The 24,403-nt window shown below is 71.2% G+C and carries 30 protein-coding genes; 17 read left to right on the top strand and 13 right to left on the bottom strand.

Annotation, left to right across the window (positions count from 1 at the left end; translation table 11 throughout):
• The first annotated feature begins 35 nt into the window (after nucleotides 1-35).
• From RUR49_RS22475 to RUR49_RS22450, 6 genes are all read left to right on the top strand, one after another.
• Nucleotides 36-1,091 (top strand): sulfate ABC transporter substrate-binding protein, encoded by a 1,056-nt coding sequence (locus tag RUR49_RS22475; protein ID WP_409148675.1) that lies wholly within the window; start codon nucleotides 36-38, stop codon nucleotides 1,089-1,091.
• Between the two features lie 7 nt (nucleotides 1,092-1,098).
• The gene (gene cysT, locus RUR49_RS22470; RefSeq protein ID WP_409148674.1) at nucleotides 1,099-1,962 is read left to right on the top strand and encodes a sulfate ABC transporter permease subunit CysT; all 864 of its coding nucleotides are present in this window, start codon (nucleotides 1,099-1,101) and stop codon (nucleotides 1,960-1,962) included.
• Nucleotides 1,955-2,836 carry a sulfate ABC transporter permease subunit CysW gene (gene cysW, locus RUR49_RS22465; RefSeq protein WP_409148673.1) on the top strand — a complete coding sequence of 294 codons (882 nt, stop codon included), beginning with the start codon at nucleotides 1,955-1,957 and terminating at the stop codon, nucleotides 2,834-2,836. The genes cysT and cysW overlap by 8 nt, the downstream gene beginning before the upstream one ends.
• 100 nt (nucleotides 2,837-2,936) lie before the next feature.
• On the top strand, nucleotides 2,937-3,989 hold the full coding sequence (locus RUR49_RS22460) for a sulfate/molybdate ABC transporter ATP-binding protein (RefSeq protein WP_409148758.1): 1,053 nt from the start codon (nucleotides 2,937-2,939) through the stop codon (nucleotides 3,987-3,989).
• A gap of 62 nt (nucleotides 3,990-4,051) precedes the next feature.
• Nucleotides 4,052-4,957: a dTDP-4-dehydrorhamnose reductase gene (rfbD, locus tag RUR49_RS22455; protein ID WP_409148672.1), complete on the top strand. Its 906-nt coding sequence runs from the start codon at nucleotides 4,052-4,054 to the stop codon at nucleotides 4,955-4,957.
• A 107-nt stretch (nucleotides 4,958-5,064) separates the two neighbouring features.
• Nucleotides 5,065-5,922 carry a zinc ribbon domain-containing protein gene (locus RUR49_RS22450; RefSeq protein WP_409148671.1) on the top strand — a complete coding sequence of 286 codons (858 nt, stop codon included), beginning with the start codon at nucleotides 5,065-5,067 and terminating at the stop codon, nucleotides 5,920-5,922.
• 153 nt (nucleotides 5,923-6,075) lie between these two features.
• On the opposite strand, the gene RUR49_RS22445 is transcribed toward RUR49_RS22450, so the two are convergent.
• Nucleotides 6,076-7,443, bottom strand: coding sequence for a hypothetical protein (locus RUR49_RS22445; protein ID WP_409148670.1), 1,368 nt, complete (start codon nucleotides 7,441-7,443; stop codon nucleotides 6,076-6,078).
• Nucleotides 7,444-7,549: 106 nt separating this feature from the next.
• Nucleotides 7,550-8,065 carry a L,D-transpeptidase gene (locus RUR49_RS22440; protein WP_409148669.1) on the bottom strand — a complete coding sequence of 172 codons (516 nt, stop codon included), beginning with the start codon at nucleotides 8,063-8,065 and terminating at the stop codon, nucleotides 7,550-7,552.
• A gap of 230 nt (nucleotides 8,066-8,295) precedes the next feature.
• Between RUR49_RS22440 and RUR49_RS22435 the strand changes: the two genes are divergently transcribed.
• The 3 genes from RUR49_RS22435 to RUR49_RS22425 all read left to right on the top strand — a co-directional run bounded on the left by RUR49_RS22435 (nucleotide 8,296) and on the right by RUR49_RS22425 (nucleotide 10,255).
• Nucleotides 8,296-9,009 carry a response regulator transcription factor gene (locus RUR49_RS22435; RefSeq protein ID WP_409148668.1) on the top strand — a complete coding sequence of 238 codons (714 nt, stop codon included), beginning with the start codon at nucleotides 8,296-8,298 and terminating at the stop codon, nucleotides 9,007-9,009.
• A 61-nt stretch (nucleotides 9,010-9,070) separates the two neighbouring features.
• On the top strand, nucleotides 9,071-9,538 hold the full coding sequence (locus tag RUR49_RS22430; RefSeq protein WP_409148667.1) for a cyclic nucleotide-binding domain-containing protein: 468 nt from the start codon (nucleotides 9,071-9,073) through the stop codon (nucleotides 9,536-9,538).
• A gap of 48 nt (nucleotides 9,539-9,586) precedes the next feature.
• Nucleotides 9,587-10,255: a carbonic anhydrase gene (locus RUR49_RS22425; RefSeq protein WP_409148666.1), complete on the top strand. Its 669-nt coding sequence runs from the start codon at nucleotides 9,587-9,589 to the stop codon at nucleotides 10,253-10,255.
• Between the two features lie 79 nt (nucleotides 10,256-10,334).
• Here the strand turns inward: RUR49_RS22425 and RUR49_RS22420 are convergent, their stop codons facing one another.
• Together RUR49_RS22420 and RUR49_RS22415 are read right to left on the bottom strand one after the other, a co-directional pair.
• The gene (locus tag RUR49_RS22420; RefSeq protein WP_409148665.1) at nucleotides 10,335-11,300 is read right to left on the bottom strand and encodes a YncE family protein; all 966 of its coding nucleotides are present in this window, start codon (nucleotides 11,298-11,300) and stop codon (nucleotides 10,335-10,337) included.
• A gap of 40 nt (nucleotides 11,301-11,340) precedes the next feature.
• Nucleotides 11,341-12,150, bottom strand: coding sequence for an exodeoxyribonuclease III (locus tag RUR49_RS22415; protein ID WP_409148664.1), 810 nt, complete (start codon nucleotides 12,148-12,150; stop codon nucleotides 11,341-11,343).
• A gap of 171 nt (nucleotides 12,151-12,321) precedes the next feature.
• Between RUR49_RS22415 and RUR49_RS22410 the strand changes: the two genes are divergently transcribed.
• The 3 genes from RUR49_RS22410 (at nucleotide 12,322) to cysE (ending at nucleotide 14,063) form a co-directional block, all read left to right on the top strand.
• Nucleotides 12,322-12,603 carry a DUF1778 domain-containing protein gene (locus tag RUR49_RS22410; RefSeq protein ID WP_409148663.1) on the top strand — a complete coding sequence of 94 codons (282 nt, stop codon included), beginning with the start codon at nucleotides 12,322-12,324 and terminating at the stop codon, nucleotides 12,601-12,603.
• Nucleotides 12,600-13,109, top strand: a complete 510-nt coding sequence (locus RUR49_RS22405; protein ID WP_409148662.1) for a GNAT family N-acetyltransferase — start codon at nucleotides 12,600-12,602, stop codon at nucleotides 13,107-13,109. Before RUR49_RS22410 ends, RUR49_RS22405 begins: the two co-directional genes overlap by 4 nt.
• A 105-nt stretch (nucleotides 13,110-13,214) precedes the next feature.
• Nucleotides 13,215-14,063 carry a serine O-acetyltransferase gene (gene cysE / locus RUR49_RS22400; protein WP_409148661.1) on the top strand — a complete coding sequence of 283 codons (849 nt, stop codon included), beginning with the start codon at nucleotides 13,215-13,217 and terminating at the stop codon, nucleotides 14,061-14,063.
• Between the two features lie 56 nt (nucleotides 14,064-14,119).
• Here the strand turns inward: cysE and RUR49_RS22395 are convergent, their stop codons facing one another.
• Nucleotides 14,120-15,160 (bottom strand): hypothetical protein, encoded by a 1,041-nt coding sequence (locus RUR49_RS22395; RefSeq protein WP_409148660.1) that lies wholly within the window; start codon nucleotides 15,158-15,160, stop codon nucleotides 14,120-14,122.
• A 175-nt stretch (nucleotides 15,161-15,335) separates the two neighbouring features.
• Between RUR49_RS22395 and RUR49_RS22390 the strand changes: the two genes are divergently transcribed.
• Complete coding sequence (locus tag RUR49_RS22390; protein ID WP_409148659.1) at nucleotides 15,336-15,548, top strand: DUF3126 family protein; 213 nt, start codon at nucleotides 15,336-15,338, stop codon at nucleotides 15,546-15,548.
• 26 nt (nucleotides 15,549-15,574) lie between these two features.
• A complete protein-coding gene (locus tag RUR49_RS22385) occupies nucleotides 15,575-16,102 on the top strand; it encodes a gamma carbonic anhydrase family protein (protein WP_409148658.1) in 528 nt (175 codons plus the stop codon).
• A gap of 22 nt (nucleotides 16,103-16,124) precedes the next feature.
• Here the strand turns inward: RUR49_RS22385 and RUR49_RS22380 are convergent, their stop codons facing one another.
• Nucleotides 16,125-16,754, bottom strand: a complete 630-nt coding sequence (locus RUR49_RS22380) for a transglutaminase-like cysteine peptidase (RefSeq protein ID WP_409148657.1) — start codon at nucleotides 16,752-16,754, stop codon at nucleotides 16,125-16,127.
• A 225-nt stretch (nucleotides 16,755-16,979) separates the two neighbouring features.
• On the opposite strand from RUR49_RS22380, the gene RUR49_RS22375 reads away from it, so the two are divergent.
• Together RUR49_RS22375 and RUR49_RS22370 are read left to right on the top strand one after the other, a co-directional pair.
• A complete protein-coding gene (locus RUR49_RS22375) occupies nucleotides 16,980-17,729 on the top strand; it encodes a rhomboid family intramembrane serine protease (protein ID WP_409148656.1) in 750 nt (249 codons plus the stop codon).
• 102 nt (nucleotides 17,730-17,831) lie between these two features.
• Nucleotides 17,832-18,263: a CBS domain-containing protein gene (locus tag RUR49_RS22370; RefSeq protein WP_409148655.1), complete on the top strand. Its 432-nt coding sequence runs from the start codon at nucleotides 17,832-17,834 to the stop codon at nucleotides 18,261-18,263.
• 21 nt (nucleotides 18,264-18,284) lie between these two features.
• Here RUR49_RS22370 and RUR49_RS22365 read toward each other — a convergent pair whose 3' ends face one another.
• From RUR49_RS22365 to folE, 7 genes are all read right to left on the bottom strand, one after another.
• Nucleotides 18,285-18,773, bottom strand: coding sequence for a hypothetical protein (locus RUR49_RS22365; RefSeq protein ID WP_409148654.1), 489 nt, complete (start codon nucleotides 18,771-18,773; stop codon nucleotides 18,285-18,287).
• A complete protein-coding gene (locus RUR49_RS22360; protein WP_409148653.1) occupies nucleotides 18,773-19,150 on the bottom strand; it encodes a DUF6152 family protein in 378 nt (125 codons plus the stop codon). Before RUR49_RS22360 ends, RUR49_RS22365 begins: the two co-directional genes overlap by 1 nt.
• A 177-nt stretch (nucleotides 19,151-19,327) precedes the next feature.
• Nucleotides 19,328-20,830, bottom strand: a complete 1,503-nt coding sequence (locus tag RUR49_RS22355) for a tripartite tricarboxylate transporter permease (RefSeq protein WP_409148652.1) — start codon at nucleotides 20,828-20,830, stop codon at nucleotides 19,328-19,330.
• Nucleotides 20,831-20,867: 37 nt separating this feature from the next.
• Nucleotides 20,868-21,350, bottom strand: a complete 483-nt coding sequence (locus tag RUR49_RS22350; protein ID WP_409148651.1) for a tripartite tricarboxylate transporter TctB family protein — start codon at nucleotides 21,348-21,350, stop codon at nucleotides 20,868-20,870.
• 25 nt (nucleotides 21,351-21,375) lie between these two features.
• Nucleotides 21,376-22,362 carry a tripartite tricarboxylate transporter substrate-binding protein gene (locus RUR49_RS22345; RefSeq protein WP_409148650.1) on the bottom strand — a complete coding sequence of 329 codons (987 nt, stop codon included), beginning with the start codon at nucleotides 22,360-22,362 and terminating at the stop codon, nucleotides 21,376-21,378.
• Between the two features lie 183 nt (nucleotides 22,363-22,545).
• Nucleotides 22,546-22,998 (bottom strand): phosphoribosyl-AMP cyclohydrolase, encoded by a 453-nt coding sequence (gene hisI, locus RUR49_RS22340; RefSeq protein WP_409148757.1) that lies wholly within the window; start codon nucleotides 22,996-22,998, stop codon nucleotides 22,546-22,548.
• Nucleotides 22,999-23,030: 32 nt separating this feature from the next.
• Nucleotides 23,031-23,663 (bottom strand): GTP cyclohydrolase I FolE, encoded by a 633-nt coding sequence (gene folE, locus RUR49_RS22335; protein WP_409148649.1) that lies wholly within the window; start codon nucleotides 23,661-23,663, stop codon nucleotides 23,031-23,033.
• Nucleotides 23,664-23,891: 228 nt separating this feature from the next.
• Here folE and RUR49_RS22330 point away from each other — a divergent pair, with 228 nt between their 5' ends.
• Nucleotides 23,892-24,359, top strand: coding sequence for an iron-sulfur cluster assembly scaffold protein (locus tag RUR49_RS22330; protein WP_409148648.1), 468 nt, complete (start codon nucleotides 23,892-23,894; stop codon nucleotides 24,357-24,359).
• Nucleotides 24,360-24,403 lie beyond the last annotated feature (44 nt).

Below are 24,403 nucleotides of genomic sequence, written 5' to 3'. Positions count from 1 at the left end.
CGTCATCGGAATCGGCGAACCCGGAAGGACCCCCGATGGCTCTGCTTCCCCCGTGCACCACCACCCGACGGACTGCCGTCGCCGGCCTCGCGGCCCTCCTGCTCGGTGCCGCGGCTGTGCTCGGCGCGCCCACCCCCGTCCGCGCCGACGTCGAGATCCTGAACGTCTCCTATGACCCGACGCGCGAGCTCTACAAGGAGTTCAACGAGGCGTTCGCGACCCACTGGGCGAGCCAGGGCGGCGAGCCGGTGACGGTGCGGATGTCCCACGGCGGCTCCGGCAAGCAGGCGCGCTCGGTCATCGACGGCCTCGACGCCGACGTCGTGACGCTGGCGCTCGAAGCCGACATCGATGCCATCGCCGAGAACACGACGAAGCTGCCGAAGGACTGGCGCGGGCGCCTGCCGGACAACTCCTCGCCCTACACCTCGACGATCGTCTTCCTCGTCCGCAAGGGCAACCCGAAGGCGATCACCGACTGGGGCGACCTCGTGAAGGACGGCGTCGAGGTAATCACGCCGAACCCGAAGACCTCCGGCGGCGCCCGCTGGAACTACCTCGCCGCCTGGGCGTGGGCCGAGAAGGAATTCGGCGGCGACCAGGAGAAGGTGAAGGCCTACATGGGCGAGCTTTTCCGCCACGTGCCGGTTCTCGACACCGGCGCCCGCGGCTCGACCACCACCTTCGCCCAGCGCGGCATCGGCGACGTGCTGCTCGCCTGGGAGAACGAGGCGTTCCTGTCGCTCGCCGAGCTCGGCCCGGAAAACTTCGACATCGTCATCCCGTCGCTCTCCATCAAGGCCGAGCCGCCGGTGACGCTGGTCGACGGCAACGTCGACGCCAAGGGCACCCGCGCGGTTGCCGAGGCTTATCTGCAGTACCTCTATTCCGACGTCGGCCAGAACCTCGCCGCGAAGCACTACTACCGCCCGTCGAAGCCGGACGGTGTCGATCCGGAGTACCTGAAGCAGTTCCCCGAAGTCGCGCTCGTCACCATCGACGACCCGCTGTTCGGCGGCTGGGCGAAGGCGCAGCCCCTCCACTTCGGCGAGGGCGGCGTGTTCGACCAGATCTACAAGCCGGCGAACTGACGACCCGATGGCCGTCGCCTCCGCAGTGGCGCGCGTCCCGTTTTCGGGACGCCGGCCGAGCGTCATCCCGGGCTTCGGGATCACGCTCGGCTTCACGCTCGTTTACCTCTCGCTGATCGTGCTGATCCCGATCGCGGCCCTCGTGCTGCGCGCCGGCGGCCTCGGTTTTGAGCGCTTCTTCGAAATCGCGACGGACCCCCGCGTCGTCGCGGCGCTCCGGGTGTCGTTCGGCACCTCGCTCGCGGCGGCGATGGTCAATGCCGTCTTCGGCCTGATCGTCGCCTGGGTCCTGGTGCGCTACCGCTTCCCCGGCCGGAAGATCCTCGACGCCACGGTGGACCTGCCGTTCGCGCTTCCGACCGCCGTCGCCGGTATCGCGCTGACCGCGCTCTATGCCGGCAACGGCTGGATCGGCCAGCTCTTCGCCCCCTTCGGCATCAAGATCGCATACACGCAGATCGGCATCGTCATCGCCCTGATCTTCATCGGCCTGCCGTTCGTGGTGCGCACGGTGCAGCCGGTGCTGGAGGAGATCGACCGCGAGCGCGAGGAGGCCTCCGCCACCCTCGGCGCGAACCGCCGCCAGACGTTCTGGCGCGTCGTTCTGCCGACGCTGGCGCCGGCGCTGCTCACCGGCTTCGCGCTCGCCTTCGCGCGCGCCGTCGGCGAGTACGGTTCGGTGATCTTCATCGCCGGCAACATCCCCTACGTCACCGAGATCGCGCCGCTCCTCATCGTGATCCGGCTGGAGGAGTTCGACTATGCCGGCGCCACCGCGGTCGCGGCCGTCATGCTCGGCATCTCCTTCCTGATGCTGCTCGCGATCAACCTCATCCAGGCCTGGGCGCGACGGAGGTTCGGCGATGTCTGACCGTGCGGCGACACTTCCTGGCGCTCCCGCCTTCCGCTCCCCCGTCTCCGAAGCCCCCTGGGTGCGCGTCGCGCTGATCGGCGTGGCGCTCGCCTTCCTGGCGCTGTTCCTGTTCCTGCCGCTCGTCTCGGTGTTCGTCGAGGCGCTCCGGCGCGGCGTCGGGCCGGCGCTCGCGGCGCTCGGCGACCCCGACGCGATCGCGGCGATCAAGCTGACGCTGCTCGTGGCCGTGATCGCGGTGCCGATGAACCTCGTCTTCGGCGTGGCCGCCGCCTGGGCGATCGCGAAGTTCGAGTTCCGCGGCAAGAGCCTCTTGATCACCCTGATCGACCTGCCGTTCTCGGTCTCGCCGGTGATCGCCGGCCTCGTCTTCGTGCTGATGTTCGGCGCCCAAGGCTATTTCGGGCCCTGGCTCGCCGAGCACGGCATCAAGATCATCTTCGCCATCCCCGGCATCGTGCTGGCGACGATCTTCGTCACCGTTCCCTTCGTCGCCCGCGAGCTCATCCCGCTGATGCAGGAACAGGGCACGCTGGAGGAGGAGGCGGCGCTGTCGCTCGGGGCGAGCGGCTGGCAGACCTTCTGGCGGGTGACGCTGCCGAACGTGAAGTGGGGCCTCGTCTACGGCGTGCTGCTCTGCAACGCCCGGGCGATGGGCGAGTTCGGCGCCGTCTCGGTGGTGTCCGGCCACATCCGCGGCCTCACCAACACGATGCCGCTGCACGTCGAGATCCTCTACAACGAGTACGACTTCGTCGGCGCCTTCGCGATCGCCTCGGTGCTGGCCCTGCTCGCCCTCGTCACGCTGGTCGTGAAGACGCTGCTCGAGTGGCGTTTCGCCGACCAGATCGCCGCCGCCACGCGCCGGCACTGACCCCGACATCGCCGAGGGCCACCGCATCATGGACATGATCGCAGACCAGACTTTCGCCGGGTCCTTCACCGGATTGCCGGGCCACGGACGGGCGAAGCCGATGGACGTCCGCGTCGAGAGCCTCACCAAGGCGTTCGGGACGACGCCGGCGCTGCACGGCGTCAGCCTCGACGTGCCGGGGGGCGAGCTCGTCGCACTGCTCGGGCCATCCGGCTCCGGCAAGACGACGCTGCTGCGCATCGTCGCCGGCCTCGACGCGCCGACCTCCGGCCGCGTCATGTTTGGCGGCGAGGATGCGCTGCAGCGTACCGTGCAGCAGCGCAATGTCGGCTTCGTCTTCCAGCACTACGCGCTGTTCAAGCACATGACGGTGTTCGACAACATCGCCTTCGGCCTGACGGTGCGCCCGTCCGACCGGCGGCCGACGAAGGCGCAGATCCGCGAGCGCGTCGAGACGCTGCTCGACTTCGTGCAGCTTCCCGGCCTCGGCAAGCGCTATCCGATGCAGCTCTCCGGCGGCCAGCGCCAGCGCGTCGCGCTTGCCCGCGCGCTCGCCATCGAGCCGCAGGTGCTCCTCCTCGATGAGCCGTTCGGCGCGCTCGACGCCAAGGTGCGCAAGGATCTTCGTCGCTGGCTGCGGGAAATCCATGACCGCACCGGCCACACGACGCTGTTCGTCACCCACGACCAGGAGGAGGCGATGGAGCTCGCCGACCGCATCGTCGTGATGAAGGACGGCAAGATCCAGCAGGTCGGCACGCCCGACGAGATCTACGACCGGCCGGCGACGCCGTTCGTCTTCGACTTCATCGGCCAGTCGGTGCGGCTGCCGGTGACGGTGAAGGGGGGCAAGGCGCTGCTCGACGGCGACGTGCTGCCGATCACGCTCGGGCGCGCCCAGGACGGGCCAGCGCTGCTGTTCGCCCGGCCGGACGACGTCGCGCTGGCCGGGCCTGAGGCGACCGGCATTCCCGGCCGCGTGCGGGCCGTGCGCCGCACCGCCGGCCACCGCCTGATCGAGATCGCGCTGGGTCGCGACAACCACCTCGTCGAGGTGGCGGTGCGGGCGGCCGACGCCGTCAGCCCCGGCGAGCCGGTGACGGTGCAGCTGAAGTCGTTCCGTCTCTATCCGGACGACACGCGCGCCGCCTGAGCGGCGCTTGACGGCGGCGCGCCGGCGCGGCAAGCCATCGCTCTCGGGCGAGGGTGGAAGCCATGGCGAACACGGCGGAACGACCGATCCTGATCGTCGGAGCGACGGGGCAGGTCGCGCGGGCACTGATCGAGCGGGCGGCCCGCCACGGCGTCGCCGTCGTCGCGCACGGCCGGCCGGTGCTCGATCTCGAGAAGCCCGCGGGCCTCGGCAGCGCCATCGTCGACATCCGCCCCGCCGCGATCATCAACGCCGCCGCCTACACCGCCGTCGACAAGGCCGAGAGCGAGCCGGAGCGCGCCTTCGCGATCAACCGCGACGGCGCTGCGGCGCTGGCGCGCGCCGCCGCCGTGCTCGACGTGCCGTTCGTCCACATCTCCACCGACTACGTCTACGACGGCGACAAGCCGGCGCCCTATGTGGAGGACGACCCGACGGCGCCGGCCGGCGTCTACGGGCGCTCGAAGCTCGAGGGCGAGGCGGCGGTGCGGGCGGCTTGGGGCAAGACGATCGTGCTGCGCACCGCCTGGGTCTACAGCCCGTTCGGCAACAACTTCGTCAAGACGATGCTGCGCCTCGCCTCAGAGCGCGACCGGTTGCGCGTCGTCGCCGACCAGGTGGGGTCGCCCACCTCAGCTCTCGACATCGCCGAGGCGATCCTGGCGATCCTGCCGAAGCTCGAGCCCGACCGGCCGGAGGCCTGGGCCGGGACCTATCACCTCGCCGGCGGCGGCGAGGCATCGTGGTGCGATCTCGCCCGCGCCACGCTGGAGGTGGCCGCCCACCATGGCCGACGGGCGGTTCCAGTCGATGCCATCACCACGGCCGACTACCCGACGCCGGCGCGCCGTCCGGCCAACTCGAGGCTCGACACGACCCGGCTCGCCGAGACCTTCGGCGTGCGGCTGCCGCCCTGGCGCGACAGCCTCGAACAGACCGTGGCGCGGCTCGTAGCCGGCGCCGGATGAGCGTTTGCCGTGCGAACCGTGCCGAACCCGCGGAAAGTGACCGCTGAGCGGGAAAAACCCCGCTTTTCATCTCAATTTCGCCGCGGCGTGATCCTATCGGCCGATCCATGACGACACCCGCCGTTGCCCTCGCCGGCACCTCCCGCTCCGCCGCCCGCGCGCCCTATCACTGCGTCGCCTGCGGCGAGCCGCTGTTCACCCGCGCGCTCGCCTGCCCGCACTGCGGCGCGCCCGATCCGGTGGTGGCGGAAGCGCCCGCGACCGAGGCGGTCGCCCCGGCCGCCGAGCCGATCCTGCCGCCCGACGAAGCGACCCTGCCACCGGACGAGGTGGTGACGCCCACGCCCTCGCCGGCGGAGCCCGGGATCGAATATGCCGCCGCCGACGCGGACGTCGCACCGGCCGCTCCCGAGGTCGCCGCCTCTGCCGCCGCTCCCGCCTATGCCGAGCTCGAGCCGGTGGAGCCGGACGTCGAGGGGGCGCCGCGCCCGCGCGCGCCGCGCCCGCCGTCGGGATCGGCCCGCCTCGACATCGCGCCCGAGCCCTACGACAACGACGACCTCAGCGATTCCCGCGACCTCGTGCTGGTGCCCGAGCGCGGTGGCCGCACCGTCATGCTGCCCGAGCCGCGCCGGCGCGGTCGCCTCGCCGGCGTCCTCGTGGCGGGTCTCGTCGTCGTCGGCATCGGGGCCGCGGCGCTGTTCGGCTGGCGGATGCTCGCCGGGCCGGAGGCGGTGGCGGCGCGCGAGATGACGGTCGACACCGCCTGGACGCCGCTCGATCTCGAGGCGGTGACGGGTGCGGGGGAATGGGTGGTCACGGCGGATGCGCCGTTCCGCATCCGCGTCGACGGCGCCGTCTACACCGTCGGCGCCCCGAGCGGCATCGCCATCCCGCTCGATGGACGCGAGGTCGCCGTCAGGGCGGTCTCGGGCGCCACCAAGCTGACGCTCGCCCGCCGCTGATATTCGGCGCGCCCCTGAGGGCAGCGCTCAGCCGTCTCCCCGCGCGCTGCCGGGAGCGGCGCTTCATCATCCAGTGTCTTGCGAGGCGGTGCTCACCCCGACGCGCTGCCGGGGCGATGCCTGTCGTGCGGCGGCCGTCTATGGCCGAGCGGCTCAGCGCGCGCCGGTGAGGCAGGCGCCGTAGCCCTCGCCGCTGGTCGCCGGGCAGCTCGACAGCGCCGCCAGCCGGTCCACCGCGCCTTCTAGGCGCTCGCGCAGCGCCGAGTTCGACTGCGGCAGGGCGAAGCGCTCGTCCGAGGCGAAGTCGGAGACCGCCGCCTCGTAGGCCTGCGGGCTCGGCTCGGCCGAGGTCTCCGGGTCGAGATAGCGCAGCATCCGCAGCATCCGCACGACGTCGGGGTCGGCGGTGGTCTCCACCTCGACCGCGCCGGCCTGTTCGCCGCCGCCGAAGGGCATGACGACGCGCGCCGTCTGGGTCTCGACGGCGGCATCGGGCGCGGTCGCCGGAGCGGTCGGGGTGGAGCCGACGGGCTCTGGCGCGGCCGGCGGCACGTCGCCGGCGACATCTGCTGCTGCGGTGGCCTCCGCCGGCGTCGGGGCAGCGGCCGTCGCATCGTCGCCGGATCCGGCCGGCGGTGTGGCGGTCTCGGCCGCGTCCCCGGAACCGGCGAGGGCGGCCTCGGCCGCGGCCACGGCGCCCGAGGGCGGCTGCGGGCTCAGCACTTGCGGCGCGTCGGCGTCCTCGGCTGGTGCGACGTCCGGCAGGGCGGCCGTCGACCAGACGTCGTCTTCGCTGCCCGGCAGCGGCTGTGCCGAAGCGGGATCCTGTTCCGTCGCGAAGTCCTCACCGGCGATGTCGCGCGAGCCCTCGTCCACCGGGCCGTTGTCGATGAGCGGCGGATCGAAGGGCGAGGGGGCGGCGCCGGCGACACCGGCGACGGCCGTTCCGTCGCCCGGTCGCGCCGGCGGCAGCGGCGGCGGCGAGCGGCGCATCGCCTGGGACTGCGGCTGGGCCGGCGGGGCACCCTGAAAGCCGCCGGCGACCGGCGCGCCGGGCGCGGCCGGACGCTCGCCGACGACGATGTCCGGCTCGAAGGCGACCCACTGGCCGTTGCGGCGCCGGCAGCGCTGGCCCTCGACCGTCACGGTGCCGCGGTCGGGCCGCGCGTAGGTGTAGCGGAACGAGCGGCACGGGTTGCGGCAGCCGACGCACGGCAGGCCGGTGCGGCGGTTGATGGACGGGTAGGCGGTGACGTCGAGCGTCGCCCGCGACGGCAGCACGGCGCGCGCCGGCAGAAGCGGCGGCTGGCTCTGCAGGATGCCGAAGAGTTCGCTCGCGAGCGCCCCCTGGTCGGACGGCAGCACGGCGCCGGGTGTCGACCAGCCGCCACCGCCGCGCGGCCGCTCGCTCAGCACCACCTCGTCGTCGAGGACGACGACCTGGGCCGGAGCCGGCGGCGGCGCCAGGACGGCGAGGACGAGCGCGAACAGGACAGGCAGCAGGAACGTCGGGCGACGCATGGTCGGGCTTCCATGACAGCGGGGCAGGGCACGGGATGTCTCGTCCCCGCCCCGCCTCCTGCACCGCAAATTCGGCGGCGGCATGGCGTCGCCGCGGCGCTCGCCCTCAAACGACGCGCAGGCGTGCGCGGGCCGGCAGCCGCGCCAGCAGACGCAGCAGCACCGGGCGCGGGAAGGCGACGCAGCCGGCCGTCGCGACGAGGCCGGGTCGCGCGCAATGCAGGAAGATCGCACTGCCGCCGAAGGCCCGGCGCGGGCGCAGGTTGAAGTCGAGCACCACCAGAACGTCGTAGAGGCCGTCGTCGCGGGCGAGCTCCTCGTGCGAGACCGGGCACGGCAGCGGCACCGGGCGATTGTAGCGGCCGTCGTCCGGGGCATCGCACCAGCCGTCGGCAGACCGGATCGCCCTCAGCGCCAGCGCGGTCCGCGGCCGTCCGAGGCGGTCGGCCCGCCACAGGGCGGAAACGAGCGGCAGCGTCGCCCGCGGCGTGGCGCCGTCGCCCTCCCGCTTCAGGGAACGGATGCCGGAGCGGCCGAGTGCGCACGGCAGCACCGTGCCGGCGAAGGCGGCGAGCCCCTGGCTCGGCCGGCCGGGCCGCGGCCGCACCACCACCGTCGCCATCGGACGCGCGAGCCGCGCCTTCGGCCGCGGCGTCAGGGCGAAGGCCGGCGGGCGCAGTCCACAGGAAGGCGCGGACCCGGCTCCGGGGTGGGTTGAACGCATGCGGAAAAAACGGTCATCTTTGCTGGAGATACAGGTTGTCGCATACACTGCCGCGCGCGAGTCGGGGAGGGCCCGTCGCGCGGGACCGGTCACCCGCCGGTCCGGGCACCCGCAAGCGGGGGGAGAGCGTGAGCAAGACGCGAACGATCCTGATCGTCGACGACGAGCCGGAACTCGCCGGCGAGCTCGCCGAGCAGCTGGCGCTGACGGACGAATTCGTCACGCTCCTCGCCGACAGCGCGGCCGCCGGCATGAAGCTCGCGCGCGACGAGCGCGTCGATCTCATGCTGATGGACGTCGGTCTGCCCGACCTCGACGGCCGGGAGGCGGTGAAGCTCCTGCGCCGCAACGGCTTCAAGGCGCCGATCATCGTGCTCACGGGCCACGGTGGCGAATCCGACACCATTCTCGGCCTCGAGGCCGGCGCGAACGACTACGTGACGAAGCCGGTGCGCTTCAATGTGCTGCTCGCCCGCATCCGCGCCCACCTGCGCCAGTTCGAGCAGACCGAAGACGCGACCTTCACCATCGGCCGCTACGTCTTCCGCCCGAGTGCCAAGCTGCTCGTCGACACCCGCGGCAACAAGGTTCGCCTGACCGAGAAGGAGACGGCGATCCTGAAGTTCCTCTATCGCGCCGGCGAGAAGTCGGTCGGTCGCGACGTACTGCTGCACGAGGTGTGGGGCTACAACTCCGGGGTCACCACCCACACCCTGGAGACGCACGTCTATCGCCTGCGCCAGAAGATCGAGCGCGATCCCTCCAATGCGGAACTCCTCGTCACCGAGGACGGCGGCTACAAGCTGATGCCGCGCTCGGCCGGTGAGCCCGCGACGGCATGAGACGCAGCGCCGAGCCCTTTCGCCTGCCGGCGCCGCCGACCGCGGGCCGGGACCAACCGGGATGAGCCTGTCGAGCGACCTCGCGCTCCTGCGCCTCGCGCCCCCGTTCGCCGACCTGACCGACGAGCACCTGCGGCTCGTGGCGTTCTCCGGAGAGCGCCTCGCCCTGCCGGCGGGCGGACTGCTCATCGAGGCCGGGCGGCCGCCCCCGGGCGCCTACGTCGTGCTCGCCGGGCTGATCGAGGTGCGCGCTGCCGGCTGCCGCGCCTCGCAGCCGGCAGGCCCCGGCGCGATGGTGGCGCAACTCGCGCTGCTCGCCGAGACCGACATCGTCATCGAGGCGCGCGCGACGCGGCAAAGCGAGGTATTGCTCGTACGTCGGGCCGTGTTCCGGCGGCTGCTCGACGAGTATCCCGATGTGGCCGCGGCCTTGCATGCGCGGCTGTCCGCCGATTTCTTGAGGCTCGGAGCCGCCGTCGCCGGCGTTCGCGATGCTCTCGCGGATCCCTCCGCTGCCGGCGAGCCCTGAGCGCCGCGACCCCTCACCCCTGCAACGATTTCGATGGAAGGCCCCAGGATGTTCCCCGACCGGCTGACGACGGGCTACCAGGCGTTCCTCGACGGGCGCTTCTCCAGCGAACGTGCCCGCTACGAGATGCTTGCCGAACGCGGCCAGCGCCCTGAGATCATGGTGGTGGGATGCGTCGATTCCCGCGTCTCGCCGGAAGTGATCTTCGACGCCGCGCCGGGCGAACTGCTGGTGGTGCGCAATGTCGCGAACCTCATCCCGGCCTATGAGGCGGACGCGGATTCCCAGCACGGCACCAGCGCGGCGCTGGAGTTCGGCGTGCAGGCGCTGCGCGTCAAGCACATCGTGATCCTGGGCCACGCCCTTTGCGGTGGCGTCCGCGCCTTCGCCGACGAGCAGCAGCCGCTCTCGCCGGGCGACTTCATCGGCCGCTGGATGTCGCAGATCGCGCCCGCCGCCGATCGCCTCGGCCCCCGCAAGGGCCAGGACTTCCACGACTTCCTGCGCCGGCTCGAGTTCGCCACCGTCGACCTCGGGCTGCGCAACCTGATGACCTTCCCGTTCGTGCGCTCGCGCGTCGAGGCGGGAGAGCTCGCCCTGCACGGCGCGCTGTTCTCGGTCTCGACGGGGCGGCTTCTGGTGCGCGACCCGGAGAACGGCCTGTTCCGCCCGATGGCGGACCCGGAGCGCACGCGCTCGCTGCTGCGCTGCTCCTGACGCGGCCTCCGTCGGGCTGGTCGCGAGCGGCAAGTCGGCGATCCGGGGTCGCCGCGGCCCGCGGCGCCTCACGCCCTCTTCAGCACCAGGCGAGCACCTCGATGCCGGCTCCGCCCTCGACGGCGGCCGTCGCGGTCGCCGAGTCCAGATCGATGCGGGTGAGCAGCCCGCAATCGTGCGATGAGACGACGACGCTCTGCCCGTCCGGCTCGAAGATCATCCCCATCGGCCCCTTGGCGACGGCGACGATGCGCTGGCGGGTGAGGTCGTCGGCGTCGATCACCCAGGCGAGGCCGGTGGCATAGGCGGTGGCGACGAGCCAGCGCCCGTCGGGCGAGAAGCCGAGCTTGGCCGAGCGCGAGCGGCGCGGGTTGGTCGGCACGTGCGGCAGGAGCGGCACCCGGCGGACCGTCTGGTTCGTGGCGCCGTCGACGACGTGCAGCGCCGCCTGGTCGTTGTCGACGACGACGAGCCTGCGCCCGTCGGGCGACACCGCCGTGCCCTCGCTGCCGGCGCCGATGCCGACGGCGCCGGGCGCGGCGAAGGGGACCGTCGCCGTGAAGCGCCGTTCCGCCAGGTCGAAGACGCCGAGCGGCCCCTCCTTGGCGGAGACGTAGAGCCTCGTTTCGTCGGGCAGCAGCTCGACGATGTGGCCGCCCTTCGACGGGTTGTCGAACACCGCCTCGACCCGACGCGCGGCCGGGTCGAGACAGACGAGCTTGCCGCGGATGTCGCAGGTGACCCACAGCTTGCCGTCGCGGGTCGCGGCCATGCCGTGCGGGGCGACGAGCGGACCGAGGTCGATCAGGTCGGCGATCTCCTCGCGCGCCGTGTCGATCACCAGCACCTTGTTGTTGGGATTGCGGTTGGCGCCGTAGATCCCGTCGCCGTAGAGCGGCACGTAGGCGAGGCGCCGGTCCGGCGACAAGGCGAGCTCGTGCACGCACGGCTCCGGCCCGTCGATCACCCGGCGCTCGGTGAAGTCCGGATCGTAGAAGCGGACCTTGTTGGCCACCTTGTCGATGGCGATGATCTTCTCCGACATGACCGGCCTTCCCCCTGTTCGGCTTCCCCCGCGGCCGCCCTCAGGCCGTCAGCGTCGCCACGATCGGCACGTGGTCCGACGGCCGCTCCCAGTCGCGCGTCTCGGGCCGAACCTCGACGGTGGCGAGCGAGCCGTCGAGATCGGCGGTCACCCACAGATGGTCGAGGCGGCGGCCGCGATTCGCCGCCTTCCAGTCCTTGGCGCGGTAGCTCCACCACGTGAAGACCTTCTCCGGCATCGGCCGCACCTTGCGCACCGCATCGACCCAGCCGCCGGCGGTCCGCACCGCCTCGAGCCGCTCCGTCTCGCCGGGCGTGTGGCTGACGACGGACAGGAGCTGCTTGTGCGACCAGACGTCGTCGGGCAGCGGCGCAACGTTGAGGTCGCCGACGAGAACGCCGCGGCCGGCGCGGCCGACGACGGCGCTCCAAGCCGTCAGCGCATCGAGGAAGGCGATCTTGGCGGCGAAGCGCGGGTTGATCGCGGCATCCGGCTCGTCGCCACCGGCCGGAACGTAGAGATTGTGCAGCCACAGCGGCGCGCCGGCGAATTGGACGGTGGCGGCGATGTGGCGGGGCTCGTCGATGTCGGCTGTGCGCTCGATGACGACGTCGGAGAGCGGCCGCTTCGACAGGATCGCGACGCCGTGGTGGCCGGACTTGGCGTTGAGGACGATGTGCTCGTAGCCGAGCTTGCGCAGCGGCGAGGACGGAAAGCTGCCGTCCGGGCAGCGCGTCTCCTGCAGGCAGAGCACGTCGGGGGCGTTCTCGTCGACGAAGCGGCCGACGTGGTCCATCCGCGAGCGGATCGAGTTGACGTTCCAGGTGGCGATCTTCAGGCGGTCGGCCATGCGGGCGGAGGCTTTCGTGCAGCGGCGGCGGGGCGCGGACGATGGCGCAAGCGACGATGGCGGGCAACGGGGCAGGCACCAAGCAGCGTGGGAAGGCGCCGAGGCGGCTGCGCCAAACGCAGTTGCCTCCGTACGGCCGATTGCCGTATCGTGGGCCGAAGGAGCGTTCCGATGGAACAGGCGACCAAGCAGTCGCGCCTGGAGGCGCGTATCACGTCCGACACCCACAGCCTGCTGAAGCGGGCGGCCGAGATCGAAGGACGCACGGTGACGGACTTCGTCGTGGCGGCGGCTCGCGAGGCGGCGCTGCAGACGATCGAGCGGAACGAGGTGATCAGGCTTTCCCGCGAAGCCTCCGAGCGCTTCGCGGAGATGCTGAACAATCCACCGCCGGTAGCGGACGCGATGCGCCGGACAAGGGAACGCCACGAGCGCCTCGTCGGGCCGCTGTGACTGAGGCGCCGTTCCGGTTCGAGCCACTGGGTGGCCGGGACAGGAAGGGCTTTGCCTGCGGTGTCGAGGAACTCGATCGCTACTTTCGGGAGCAACTGGGGCAGGACGTCCGACGACGCATCGCGAGCGGCTTCGTTCTGGTCGAGGTCGCGTCCGGCCGGGTCGCCGGGTACTACAAGCTGTCGGCCTGCCACGTGCACCTCGCCGACCTGCCGGAATCTCGGCGCCGCAAGCTGCCGCGCTATCCGACCGTGCCGGCGGTGCGTCTCGGCAGACTGGCGGTCGATTCCGGTTTTCAGCAGCGCGGGCTCGGGTCCGTGCTGCTCGCCAACGCCGTTGCCCGCTCCCTGGAATCGGAGATTGCCGCTCACCTGATGATCGTGGATGCGATCGATGAGCGGGCCGTCGGCTTCTATCGACGGCACGGCTTCGAGCGCGATCCCGACGATTCTCTCAGGTGCTTTGCCCCCCTCGATCTGCTCGCCCGCGGTCCCGGGCTCGGCTGAGGGCGCAACAGCCGATCTCCGGCGCCACGTCCCTTTTGCCCAACCGCCCCGGACGCACTATGTTGTGCGGGAAGGGCCGCACGAAGTGGCCGACGGGAGTTGCCGATGTCGCTCTATACCCGCCGCTCGGGCGAGCCGGTGCTCGCAATCCACGACCCCGTCTGGGACCGCGTCCGCACCGAGACCGAGGCGATGGTCCGCGCCGAGCCGGCGCTCGGCGGCTTCCTCCACACCACCATTCTCGACCAGCCGACGCTCGAGGCGGCGGTCGTCCGCCGCATCACCGACCGGCTCCACCACCGCTCGGTGCCGGCCGAGATGATCCGGCTCGCCTTCCACGACGCGCTCGCCGCCCAGCCCGAGCTCGGCGACATCTTCCGCGTCGACCTCGTCGCCGTCGTCGATCGCGACCCGGCCTGCGAGCGTCTCGTCGAGCCGGTGCTGTTCTTCAAGGGCTTCCACGCCATCCAGACGCACCGCCTGGCGCACTGGCTGTGGAACAACGGCCGCCGCGACTTCGCGCTCTACCTGCAGAGCCGCTCTTCGGAGGTGTTCCAGGTGGACATCAACCCGGCGGTGTCGATGGGGCGGGGCATCTTCCTCGACCACGCCACCGGCCTCGTCGTCGGCGCGACGGCGGTAATCGAGGACGATGTCTCGATCCTGCAGGACGTGACGCTCGGTGGCACCGGCAAGGAACTCGGCGACCGCCATCCGAAGATCCGCCGCGGCGTCCTCATCGGCGCCGGCGCAAAGATCCTCGGCAACATCGAGATCGGCCGCTGCTCGCGCGTCGCCGCCGGCTCCGTGGTGCTGGCCGAGGTGCCGCCGAACACGACGGTCGCCGGCGTGCCGGCCCGCGTCGTCGGCAAGGCGCCCTGCGCCGAGCCGTCGCGCTCGATGGACCAGATCCTCGCGAGCGTCAGCGCGGACGCCGGCACCGGCGCCGCCTGAGCGCGGCCGTTAGCCGAGAAACTGCTGGCCGCGGTGGCGCCGCCGCCGCGGGATGCTCAGGACGGCAGCGCGGCCGCGTCGTCGCCGACGTCTCTCGCCTGCGGCCAGTGCTCTGCAATCGTCGCCAGCACCAGCGCCCGAACCTCCGGCTGTTCTTTCAGGCGCAGGGAGCGGCGCAGGCGGCGGGCGATCGTCTCGCGCACGTCCTGGGGCGTTGCCGCGAGCTCCGGCAGGAACGGCCGCTCGCGGGTGCGGTCGGGCAACGGCGGCGGCAGCGGTGCATCAGTGCGCTGGGCGAGCCACGCGGCGTCGGCGAGGTAGGCGTCCTCGAGCGCGCGGTGCTGGGAGAGCGTCAGGTACATTGCGTCGTCAGGCGCGTGCAGGTCGATCGCCTCGCGAAGGACCGTCAGCACTGCGGCGAGCGCGGCGCGCGGCGGGGCGGTGTCGCCCGTCGACGCGGCATGGCCGTGGACGGCGCGCAGGAACTCGGTCTCGATCCAGTGCGGCGAGGCGTTCTGGTCGGGGCCTGCGGCGAGCGGGCAGCCGAGGACTGACTCCAGGTCGGCGACGAGCCCGCCGCCGTCGAGGCCGGCGAGGTGGCGGACGCGCAGCCGCTCCCAGCCGAAGGCCTCGGCCCAGCGCGAAAGCGGGGCGCGGCTCGGCGCCCGTTTCGCAGCCGTCTCGAAGAAGGCGTCGAAGTCGCTCGCCCGCCGCCCGCGCTTGATGCCCTGCGCGTAGAGCGAGCGCAGCCAGTCGGGATAGGCGCGCAGGTAGGCGACGATGCGGACGTCGTGCGGGCCGATCGCCTGCCGGAGCCGATCGATCTCGGGCCTCGTCGCGGTGAACAGGTACTCGCTGCTGACGAAGACGTGACGGTTGGCAGCATCGTCGAGCAGGGCGCGCAGGCCGGGCAGGGCGTCTTCGTGGCCCTCCGCCTGCTGCATGCCGAAGGAGACGTCGACGGCGTGGCCGCGGTGCTCGGAGGCGCGCGAGGGGACGGCGATGCCCTGCGCCAGCAGCGCTTCGTGGTTGAGGTCGATGGTGTTCTGGATCGTCGAAGACCCCGCCTTCCCGCGACCTATGTGAAGCAGCAGCATTCGTCCTCTCCCGCGGTTCGCGAACCGGGCCCGGCATTCGACCGGGCCCGACGCATGTAGGCGCCGCGGGCGCGCTTGTCATCGCGGCGCCTTGGCGGGTGCCCGGTCGACCGCGACGGAGGGGTCTGCTATGGCTCGCCGCACCCCCAGACGAGGCCGAACCGCGGAGGACGACTTGAAACGCGACGAACTGAAGAAGGTCGAGAGCTACCTGCAGCGGAAGTTCTCACTGCCGTCGATCTCCGTCCGCGCCCGGCCGAAGAAGGACGATTCGGCGGAGTTCTACATCGGCGACGAGTTCGTCGGCATCATCTTCCGCGACGACGAGGACGGCGAACTGTCCTGGAACCTGCAGATCGCCATCCTCGAGATGGATCTCGAGGACTGACAGCAGCCGGTCGCCGGAGCGCGCGCATGCCCCTTTACTCCCTCGACGGTCACCATCCGGAGCTTCCCGCCGCGGGTGAAGCGTGGATCGCGCCCGACGCGGTGCTGATCGGGCGCGTGCGCATCGCGCCCGGCGCCAGTGTCTGGTGGGGTGCGGTGCTGCGCGGCGACAACGAGCTGATCGACATCGGCCCCGGCTCGAACGTGCAGGACGGCTGCGTGCTGCACACCGACATGGGCTTCCCGATGACGATCGGTGCCGGCTGCACGGTCGGCCACAAGGCGATCCTGCACGGCTGCGTGCTGGAGGACAACGTGCTCGTCGGCATGGGTGCCGTCGTCCTCAACGGCGCCCGCATCGGCCGCAACTCGCTGGTCGGCGCCAAGGCGCTGGTGCCGGAGGGCCGGCATATCCCCGAGCGGTCGCTGGCCGTCGGCGTACCGGCGAAGGTGGTGCGGGAGCTTTCCGACGAGGGCATCGCCGGGCTCGAGGCCTCCGCTCGCGGATATGTTGCCAACTGGCGCCGCTACGCCGCCGGGCTTCGCCCGGTCTGAGGCCGCGGGCTCGTTCGCTCCGTCAGCGCCGGATGCTCGAGACCGGCAGGTCGGCGCGGTCGTCGATGCGTAGCCAGCGGCCGGCGTCGACGGTGGCCTGGCGCTTCACGTAGGTGTAGTTCGTCTCGTACCAGGGACGGATGACGTCGACCTTGTTGTCGAGCACCAACTCGCCCCGGTCGGTCCGCACCGTCAGCACGGCGTGGCCCTCGCCCTCTTCGTCGCGCACGACGGTGACGAGCAGCGCCGAGGCCGGCCAGCCGCGCCGCTTCAGCTCGTGGCGCTTCAGCAAAACATAATCCTCGCAGTCGCCGCGGTCGGTCGGCAGCGACCAGCGTTCCTCGACGCCGTGCATCTCCCGGTCCGTCGCCGGGCGGATGCGCTGGTTGACGGAGCGGTTGACGACAATGAGGTCGAGCCAGCGGGCGTCGTCGAGCTTCACCAGCAGTCCGCGGTCCGTGCGGTCGTCGCACTCGGCCGGTTCTTCGCGGCAGAACTCGACGAAACCCGCCGGCGCCGTCGCCGGTCCGGCCGTCGGCATGAACCGATCCGCTTCGCCGGCGTTGGCAACGACGGCGGCGGCCGCGAGGGCGGCCGTGGCGGCGATGCCGGCGGCTTGCAGGAGGGTCGTCATGAGGCGGCGTGTCGTCATGTTTTCGTTCCCCGTCGACGAAGAACATCATGAGCGATGCGCCTTGCCCGGCGGCTAAGCGAAATAGAGAAAATTGATCGGACAAATTAGGGAACTGGTCGCCCTAGCAAACGACGAAGACAGAAACGATTAAGCTTGACGAAGAGTCACCGTCGCGGGCGGTGGGGTTGCCGGGCGGGCCGCGGCGCCCTATCACCACGGCATCGAGGGGGCGGACCGGAGCAGATGAACGAAACCTGGCGACCGGCCCGCGAGCCGATTCTGAACGTGCCGGGGGCGATCACCGGGCTGGCTGCGGTCTTCGTGCTCATCCATGTCGTGCGCACCATGGTGCTCGACATCGAGCAGGACCAGGAGGTCCTGCTCCTGTTCGCCTTCTACCCGATCCGCTACAGCGCCGACCTGCTGCAGGGCTTCGTCTTTCCCGGCGGGCTCGCGGCGGATGTGTGGACCTTCGTCAGCTATGCTGGCCTGCACGGCGGCTGGCTGCATCTCATCGTCAACAGTGTCTGGATGCTCGCCTTCGGCAGCGCCGTGGCGCGGCGCTTCGGCTTCCTGCGCTTCCTCGCCTTTTCGGCGGCCTGTGCCGCCGCAGGGGCGCTCGTTCATCTCCTCACCCATTCCGGGAGCCCGATCCCGGTGATCGGCGCCTCGGCCGCAATCTCCGGCCAGATGGCGGCGGCAGCGCGCTTCGCCTTCCAGCCGGGCGGCCCGCTGTCGCGTCACCAGCGCGGCCGCGGCGAGGCCGCGTTCACCCAGCCGGCGGCGACGCTGTCGGAGATGTGGCGGGACCCGACGGTGCTCGCCTTCCTCGGCCTCTGGCTCGCCGTCAACGTGATCTTCGGCATCGCCTCCCTGCCCTTCGCCGGGGGCGACGGCGGCGACGTCGCCTGGCAGGCCCATATCGGCGGACTCATCGCCGGCGTGCTGCTGTTCCCGCTGTTCGATCCGTTCCGCGTTCGCCGCGTCGCCTGAAGAGCGGCAGTGTTGCCGGTGCGGCAAAACGTGGCATCATCCCCGGCAACGGCGCCGCTGCGCTCCAGCGCGGACGGCGCGGGCGACAGGGAGGAACGATCCGTGACGGTAGCCGCGATCCTCGGCCAGAAAAGCCATTCAATCATCACCGCGGAGGCGAGCGAGACGCTGAAGGGCGTCTGCGGCCTGCTCGCATCGCACCGTATCGGCGCCGTCGTCGTCACAGATGGCGCGGGGGGCATCGCCGGCATCCTGTCGGAGCGCGACATCGTCAAGGCGATGGCGCGGGATGGCAGCATCGCCCTCGACCGGCCGACCGCCGACTACATGACCCGGGCGGTGAAGACCTGCGGTCCCTCCGACACCATCGCCGATGTGATGGCATGGATGACCGAGGGCCGCTTCCGCCACCTGCCCGTGGTCGAGGGGGGACGGCTCGTCGGCGTCGTCTCGATCGGCGACGTCGTCAAGCAGCGCATCGCCTCCGCCGAGCAGGAGGCGGAGATGATGCGCAGCTACATCCAGATGGTGTGACGGCCCGGGGCCCCCGCCTCGTCACAGATAGGCGATGAGGCGGCCAGCCACCGGCACGCAGAGCCAGACGCCCGCCGACAGCGCCGCCTGCGCGCGGCCGAGGCGGGGCGCCAGGATGTCCCAGTCGTCGAGGTGGCGCGTCCACAGCACGCGAAACAGCACCGCGTTGGCGATGCCGACGGCCAGAAGCGCGAGCTTCGCCACCATCACCGGGTTGGTGGCGAGCGGCCCGGCGTCGGCGGCGAACAGCGGGATGCCGGTTGCAATCGCGACGAGGAGGCCGCCGGCGGCGATCGCCGACATCATCACCACCGTCGGGCGCAGCGGGAAACGCCGCCCGAACCCGAGGAGGCGCAGGTCGGCGAGCACGATCGGCGCCACGACCGCGCAGATCGCCATGACGTGCAGCACGTTGGCGAGCGGATAGAGGAGCCCCGACGACCGCATCAGTTCGCCGAGGCCCGACTGCTCCAGTGCGACAGCCCAGGCCGGCCCGTGGGCGACGTGCATCAGCGCAGCTGGACCGTCTTGTCGTCGACGGTGATCGTCTCCGCCCGCAGCTCCCACTCCGTCTCAGTGCTCGGGTAGCCTTCCACCCGGACGACGACGCCTTCCGCCAGCGCACCGTCCGGCAGGCCGCGGGCCGTCATGCGCGAGGGTGGCGCCAGCACGATGTCCCAGCGCTCGCCCTCGTGCTGGAGCTCGATGTGGGCGTGCGGAAAGCCGGTGTCGGCGGCGAGGATCGGGCCCTCGATCGTCACCAGCGTGTTGGAATCATAGGAAGACCAGCCGTGATGGGCGAGGGCGGGGGTCGCCAGCAGGGCGGCGGCCGCCGCCGCCAGGGCGAAGCCGCGTCGGGAGAGGGGCGGAGAGACATTTGCCGGCATGAGGCGCTTCCTTCCGTGCACGAGGTCAGCCACAGGCCCCCGCGCGGAAACGACCACCACGAACGACCTCCCCCGGCTCCAACGTCGCCGGCGCCGCCGTCCTACGGCGCTTCTCGCACAGGAGGAGGGAAAGGCTGGCCGACGGGGCGCACGACACGTCCCCGGTCGGCGCGCCACTCACTCCTGGAAGGCCTCATCGCGCTTGCGGCGGAGCGACGGCAGCAGCGCCAGCACCAGGATCAGCGTGGCGAGCACGAGCAGGGTCGCCGACAGCGGCCGCTCGAGGAACACCATCGGGTCGCCGCGCGACAGGAGCATCGCGCGCCGGAGATACTCTTCCATCAGCTCGCCAAGGACGAAGCCGAGCAAGAGCGGTGCCGGCTCGAAGCGCAGCTTGATGAGGGCGTAGCCGACGAGGCCGAAGAAGGCGGCGAGCGCCACGTCGAACGGCTGGTTGTTCACCGAGTAGATGCCGATGCAGCAGAACGCCAGGATCGCCGGGAACATCAGCCGGTAGGGCACCTTCAGGAAGCGCACCCATACCCCGATCAGCGGCAGGTTGATGACGAGCAGCATCAGGTTGCCGATCCACATCGAGGCGATCATCCCCCAGAACAGCTCCGGGTTGCGCGTCATCACCTGCGGGCCGGGCACGACCCCGTGGATGGTCATCGCGCCCACCATCAGCGCCATCACCGCATTGGGCGGAATGCCGAGCGTGAGGAGCGGGATGAACGCGGTCTGCGCGCCGGCGTTGTTGGCCGATTCCGGCCCGGCGACGCCCTCGATGGCACCCTTGCCGAACCGCGAGGGATCGCGGGCGATCCTCTTTTCGACGGTGTAGGAGGCGAAAGGCCCCAGCACGGCGCCGTTGCCGGGCAGGATGCCGAGGATGCCGCCGATCACCGTCCCGCGGGCGATCGGCAGCGCCGATGCGCGGAAGTCCTCCCGGTTCGGCAACAGCCGGCCGATGCGCTCGCGCACGGTCTCGCGCGGCTCCGGGTCGTCGAGGTTGCGCAGGATCTCCGCGAAACCGAACAGTCCCATGGCCAGCACGGCGAAGTCGATGCCGTCCGAGAGATGGTCGAGGCCGAGCGTCAGGCGCGGCTCACCGGTCTCGAGATCGAGGCCGACCGTCGACAGCAGGATGCCGACGGTGATCATGGCGATCGCCTTCAGAATCGAGCCGCTCGCCAGCACGACGGCAAACACGATGCCGAGCACCATCAGCGAGAAATAGTCCGCGGCCCCGAACAGAAGCGCGAGCCGCGACAAGGGCGCGCCGATCGCGGCGATCAGCAGCGTCGCGAAGGTGCCGGCGATGAACGAGCCGATGGCGGCGATGCCGAGCGCGATGCCGGCGCGGCCCTGCTTGGCCATCTGGTGGCCGTCGAGCGTGGTGACGACGGCGGTCGCCTCGCCGGGGATGTTGACGAGGATCGCAGTCGTCGAGCCGCCGTACTGGGCGCCGTAGTAGATGCCGGCGAGCATGATGAGGGCGCTCACCGGCTCGAGGCCGAAGGTGATCGGCAGCAGGATGGCGATCGTCGCGATCGGCCCGACGCCCGGCAGCACGCCGACGAGGGTGCCGACGAGGCAGCCGATGAAGCAGAAGCCGATGTTCTGGATGGTCAGCGCGACGCCGAAGCCGAGCTGCAGATGGGACAGGAGTTCGCTCAAGCGCCGCCTCCGTCCGCGTCGGAGCGGGAGGCGGGCCTCACAGGCCGGCCCACGGTGCGATCGGGATCGGCAGCCCGAGGGCGTAGCGGAACAGGCCGATGCAGAAGGCGGTAAGCGCCACCGCGAAGATGACGATTTCCAAAGGCCGCGTCTCCGGACTGGCCAGTCCGCCGACGAGGATCGCTGCCGGCGTCGCCACGGCGAGCCCGAGCGTGCGGACCAGGAGTGCGAACACCAGCACGCTGCCGAGCAGGAAGAGTGGCCCGCGCAGCCGCCAGCGCGCCGCCGGGTCGTCCTCGTAGAGCCAGCCGATGGCGGCGATCACGACGCCGAGGCCGAGGATGATGCCGGCCGCGGCGCGCGGCAGGCTGCCGGGCCCGAGCAGCGGGCCGCGGCTGCCGGCGAGGTCGGCGGTGAGCCAGAAGGCGACTGCGCCGAGCGCGACGAGCGCCAGCCCCGCCACCACGTTGGTGCGGCGGAGCGGCGGAGTCCGCCGCTTCGCGTTGCCGGGCTCGCTCACGCCCCCGCCTCCCGGCGCGTGCCGGTCAGTTGCCGACGGTGACGCCGGATTCCTTGATGATCGGCGACCACTTGGCGATCTCCGACTTCACGTGGGCGCCGAGGCCGTCGGAGGTGCGCAGGTTCTTCTCCGGGATGACGCTGCCGAGCTCGAGGAGGCGCTTCTGCACCGTCTCGTCGTCGAGGGCGGTGTCGAGGGCGGCGGAGAGCTTGGCGACGATCGCCGGATCGGTGCCGGCCGGGGCGAAGATCGCGTTCCAGGCCTGCACCTGCCAGTCCGGCAGGCCCGCCTCGGCGGAGGTCGGCACGTCCGGCAGGGCCGGCGAGCGCTCCGGGATGCCGATCGCGTAGGCCTTGATGGTGCCGGCCTGGATCTGCGGGGCGGCGTTGACGATCTGGTCGCAGAGGTAGTCGACCTGGCCGGCGATGAGGTCGTTCAGTGCCGGGCCGGTGCCCTTGTAGGGGATCTCGGTCGGCTTCGCACCGGTCAGCGCGTTGAAGAACAGGCAGCTCACGTGCGAGACCGAGCCGACGCCGGCGTTGGCGTTGTTGAGGGCCGCGCCCTCCTTCTTCGCCACCTCGATGAACTCGGCGAGCGTCTCGGCCGGGAAGTCCTTGCGGGCGAGGATCAGAACCGGCGTGCCGGCGGCGAGGCCAACGGGGGCGAAGTCGGTGGTCGGGTCGTAGGCGAGGTTCGGGTACAGCGCCACCGAGGCGGCATGGGTGCCCATGTGGCCCATCATGATGGTGTAACCGTCGTTCGCCGCGTCCTTGCCGCGGGTCGCGCCGGTGGTGCCGCCGGCGCCGGCGACGTTTTCCACGACGATCTGCTGACCGAGCGTCTTGCTCATGTTCTCGCCGACGATGCGGGCGATGGTGTCGGTCGGGCCGCCGGCTGCGAAGGGCACGATCATGGTGATCGGCTTGGAGGGGTAGTCGCCCTGGGCGAAGGCGGGCAGCGCGGCCGCGGCGAGAAAGCCGGCGGCGAGTGCGAGACGGCGCGTGATCGTCATGGACATCCTCCCTGGTACCGGGCGCGGACGCTCCGGCGGTGTTTCCCCTGTGCGCGCAGTAGACCTGCGACGAATGAGCGACGGTAGCGGACGATTTGCCGGACGGCCAGTCTCGGGCGCCGCCCGTCGGCCGGTGTCAGACGAAAGTGCAAGGCGGACCGCGAGGGAGCGTTCCCCGATCCTCTATGTCTTGCCGCCGTAGAGCTGTTCCGGATCGACCATCGGCTCGGCCTCGACGAAGACGAGCGGGGCGCCGGTCTGGCCGAGCGGCACGGAGCGGTAGAAGCAGGAGCGGCGGCCGGTGTGGCAGCTCGCGCCGCTGCCCTCGACCCGCACCCTGATCCACACGGCGTCCTGGTCGCAGTCGACGAGCATCTCCTCGACCCGCTGTTGCGAGCCGGAGGTTTCGCCCTTCTTCCAGAGCGCCTGGCGCGAGCGGCTGTAGTAGTGCGCGATGCCGGTTTCGACGGTGAGGGCGAGTGCCTCGGCGTTCATGTGGGCGAGCATGAGAACGGTGCCGTCGCCCGCGTCGGTGACGACGGCGGTCACAAGTCCGTGGGCGTCGAAGCGCGGCGTCAGGGTGACGCCGGCCTCGAGGTCATGCTTGCCGCCAGGGGAGGGAAATCGCGCGTCCAAACCGTCCACCGCCACACCGCTCGGGTGGCGGCTCAGCGGAAGCCGCGCACCATGGTCATGAAACGAACCTGCTCGGCCGGATCGTCCCGGAAGACGCCGGTGAACTGGCTGGTGATCGTCGAGGCGCCCTGCTTCTGGACGCCGCGCATCGACATACACTGATGCTCGGCCTCGATCATCACCGCGATGCCGCGCGGCTTCAGATGCTCGTCCATCGTCGAGATGATCTGCGCCGTCAGGTTCTCCTGCGTCTGCAGGCGACGGGCGAAGACGTCGACCAGGCGGGCGATCTTCGACAGGCCGACGACGCCCTCCGACGGGTAGTAGGCGACGTGGGCGCGGCCGATGAACGGCACCATGTGGTGCTCGCAGTGCGAGAAGAACGGGATGTCGCGCACCAGCACGATGTCGTCGTAGCCGCCGACCTCCTCGAAGGTGCGCGACAGCATCGTGGCCGCATCCTCGCGGTAGCCCTTGTAGAGCTCCTCATAGGCGCGCACGACGCGGCGGGGCGTATCGACCAGGCCCTCGCGGTCAGGGTCGTCGCCGGTCCACGCCAGGAGCGTGCGAACGGCGGCCTCCGCTTCTTCGCGGGTGGGGCGGGTGACGGGCGCACGGGGCACTTCGGCACGGCGATCGGCTATGTTCTTCACGATGGCATCCATCGGGGCTCTCCCGTCGACTTGTGTCGCGCCGCTATACGGGGCGCCCGCTCAAACGGACCAGTCGGCCCATCCGGCGGGTCTGGTCACGGTTTCACCCATGCCCAATGGCGAACCAACACCGACCGTTCCTATATAGTGGCTTGGCGACGATCCGGAAACGGCAGCTGTGGTCCTTGTGACGGGCTGGCGGGAACAGGGTCGCACCGTTCCGCCGATCCGGAGCAAGCGATGCTCGACGCGCTCTACAACGACAAGATCCTCGCCCACGCCGCCAACATCCCGCGGCTCGGCCGGCTCGAGGCTCCCGGCGCCACGGCGACGGCGCACTCGCGGCTGTGTGGCTCGACGGTGACCGTAGACCTCTCCGTCGAGGGCGACCAGGTCGTCGACTTCGCCCACGAGGTGCGCGCCTGCGCGCTCGGCCAGGCGTCGTCATCGCTGATGGCACAGACTGTCGTCGGCGCGAGCACGGAAGAATTGCGGGCGCTGCGCGAGACGATGCGACGGATGCTGAAGGAAAACGGCCCGGCGCCGACCGGCCGCTTCGCCGAGCTTTCCGTGCTGGAGCCGGTGCGGGACTACAAGGCTCGCCATGCCTCGACGATGCTGACCTTCGACGCCGTCGTCGATGCCCTCGACCAGATCGAGGCGAAGCGGGCGGGGGCGGCGCCCGCGGCCGCTGGCGTCGGCGGCTGACGGGCGGCGCTGGCGCTGGTTGCCGCACCCACTTTCGTCAGACG

It is taken from the genome of Pseudoxanthobacter sp. M-2 (assembly GCF_046156265.1).
Taxonomy (GTDB): Bacteria; Pseudomonadota; Alphaproteobacteria; order Rhizobiales; family Segnochrobactraceae; genus CAMDHY01.
Note: the sequence above shows the minus strand (reverse complement) of the source record. Positions and strands in the feature narration are given on the sequence as shown.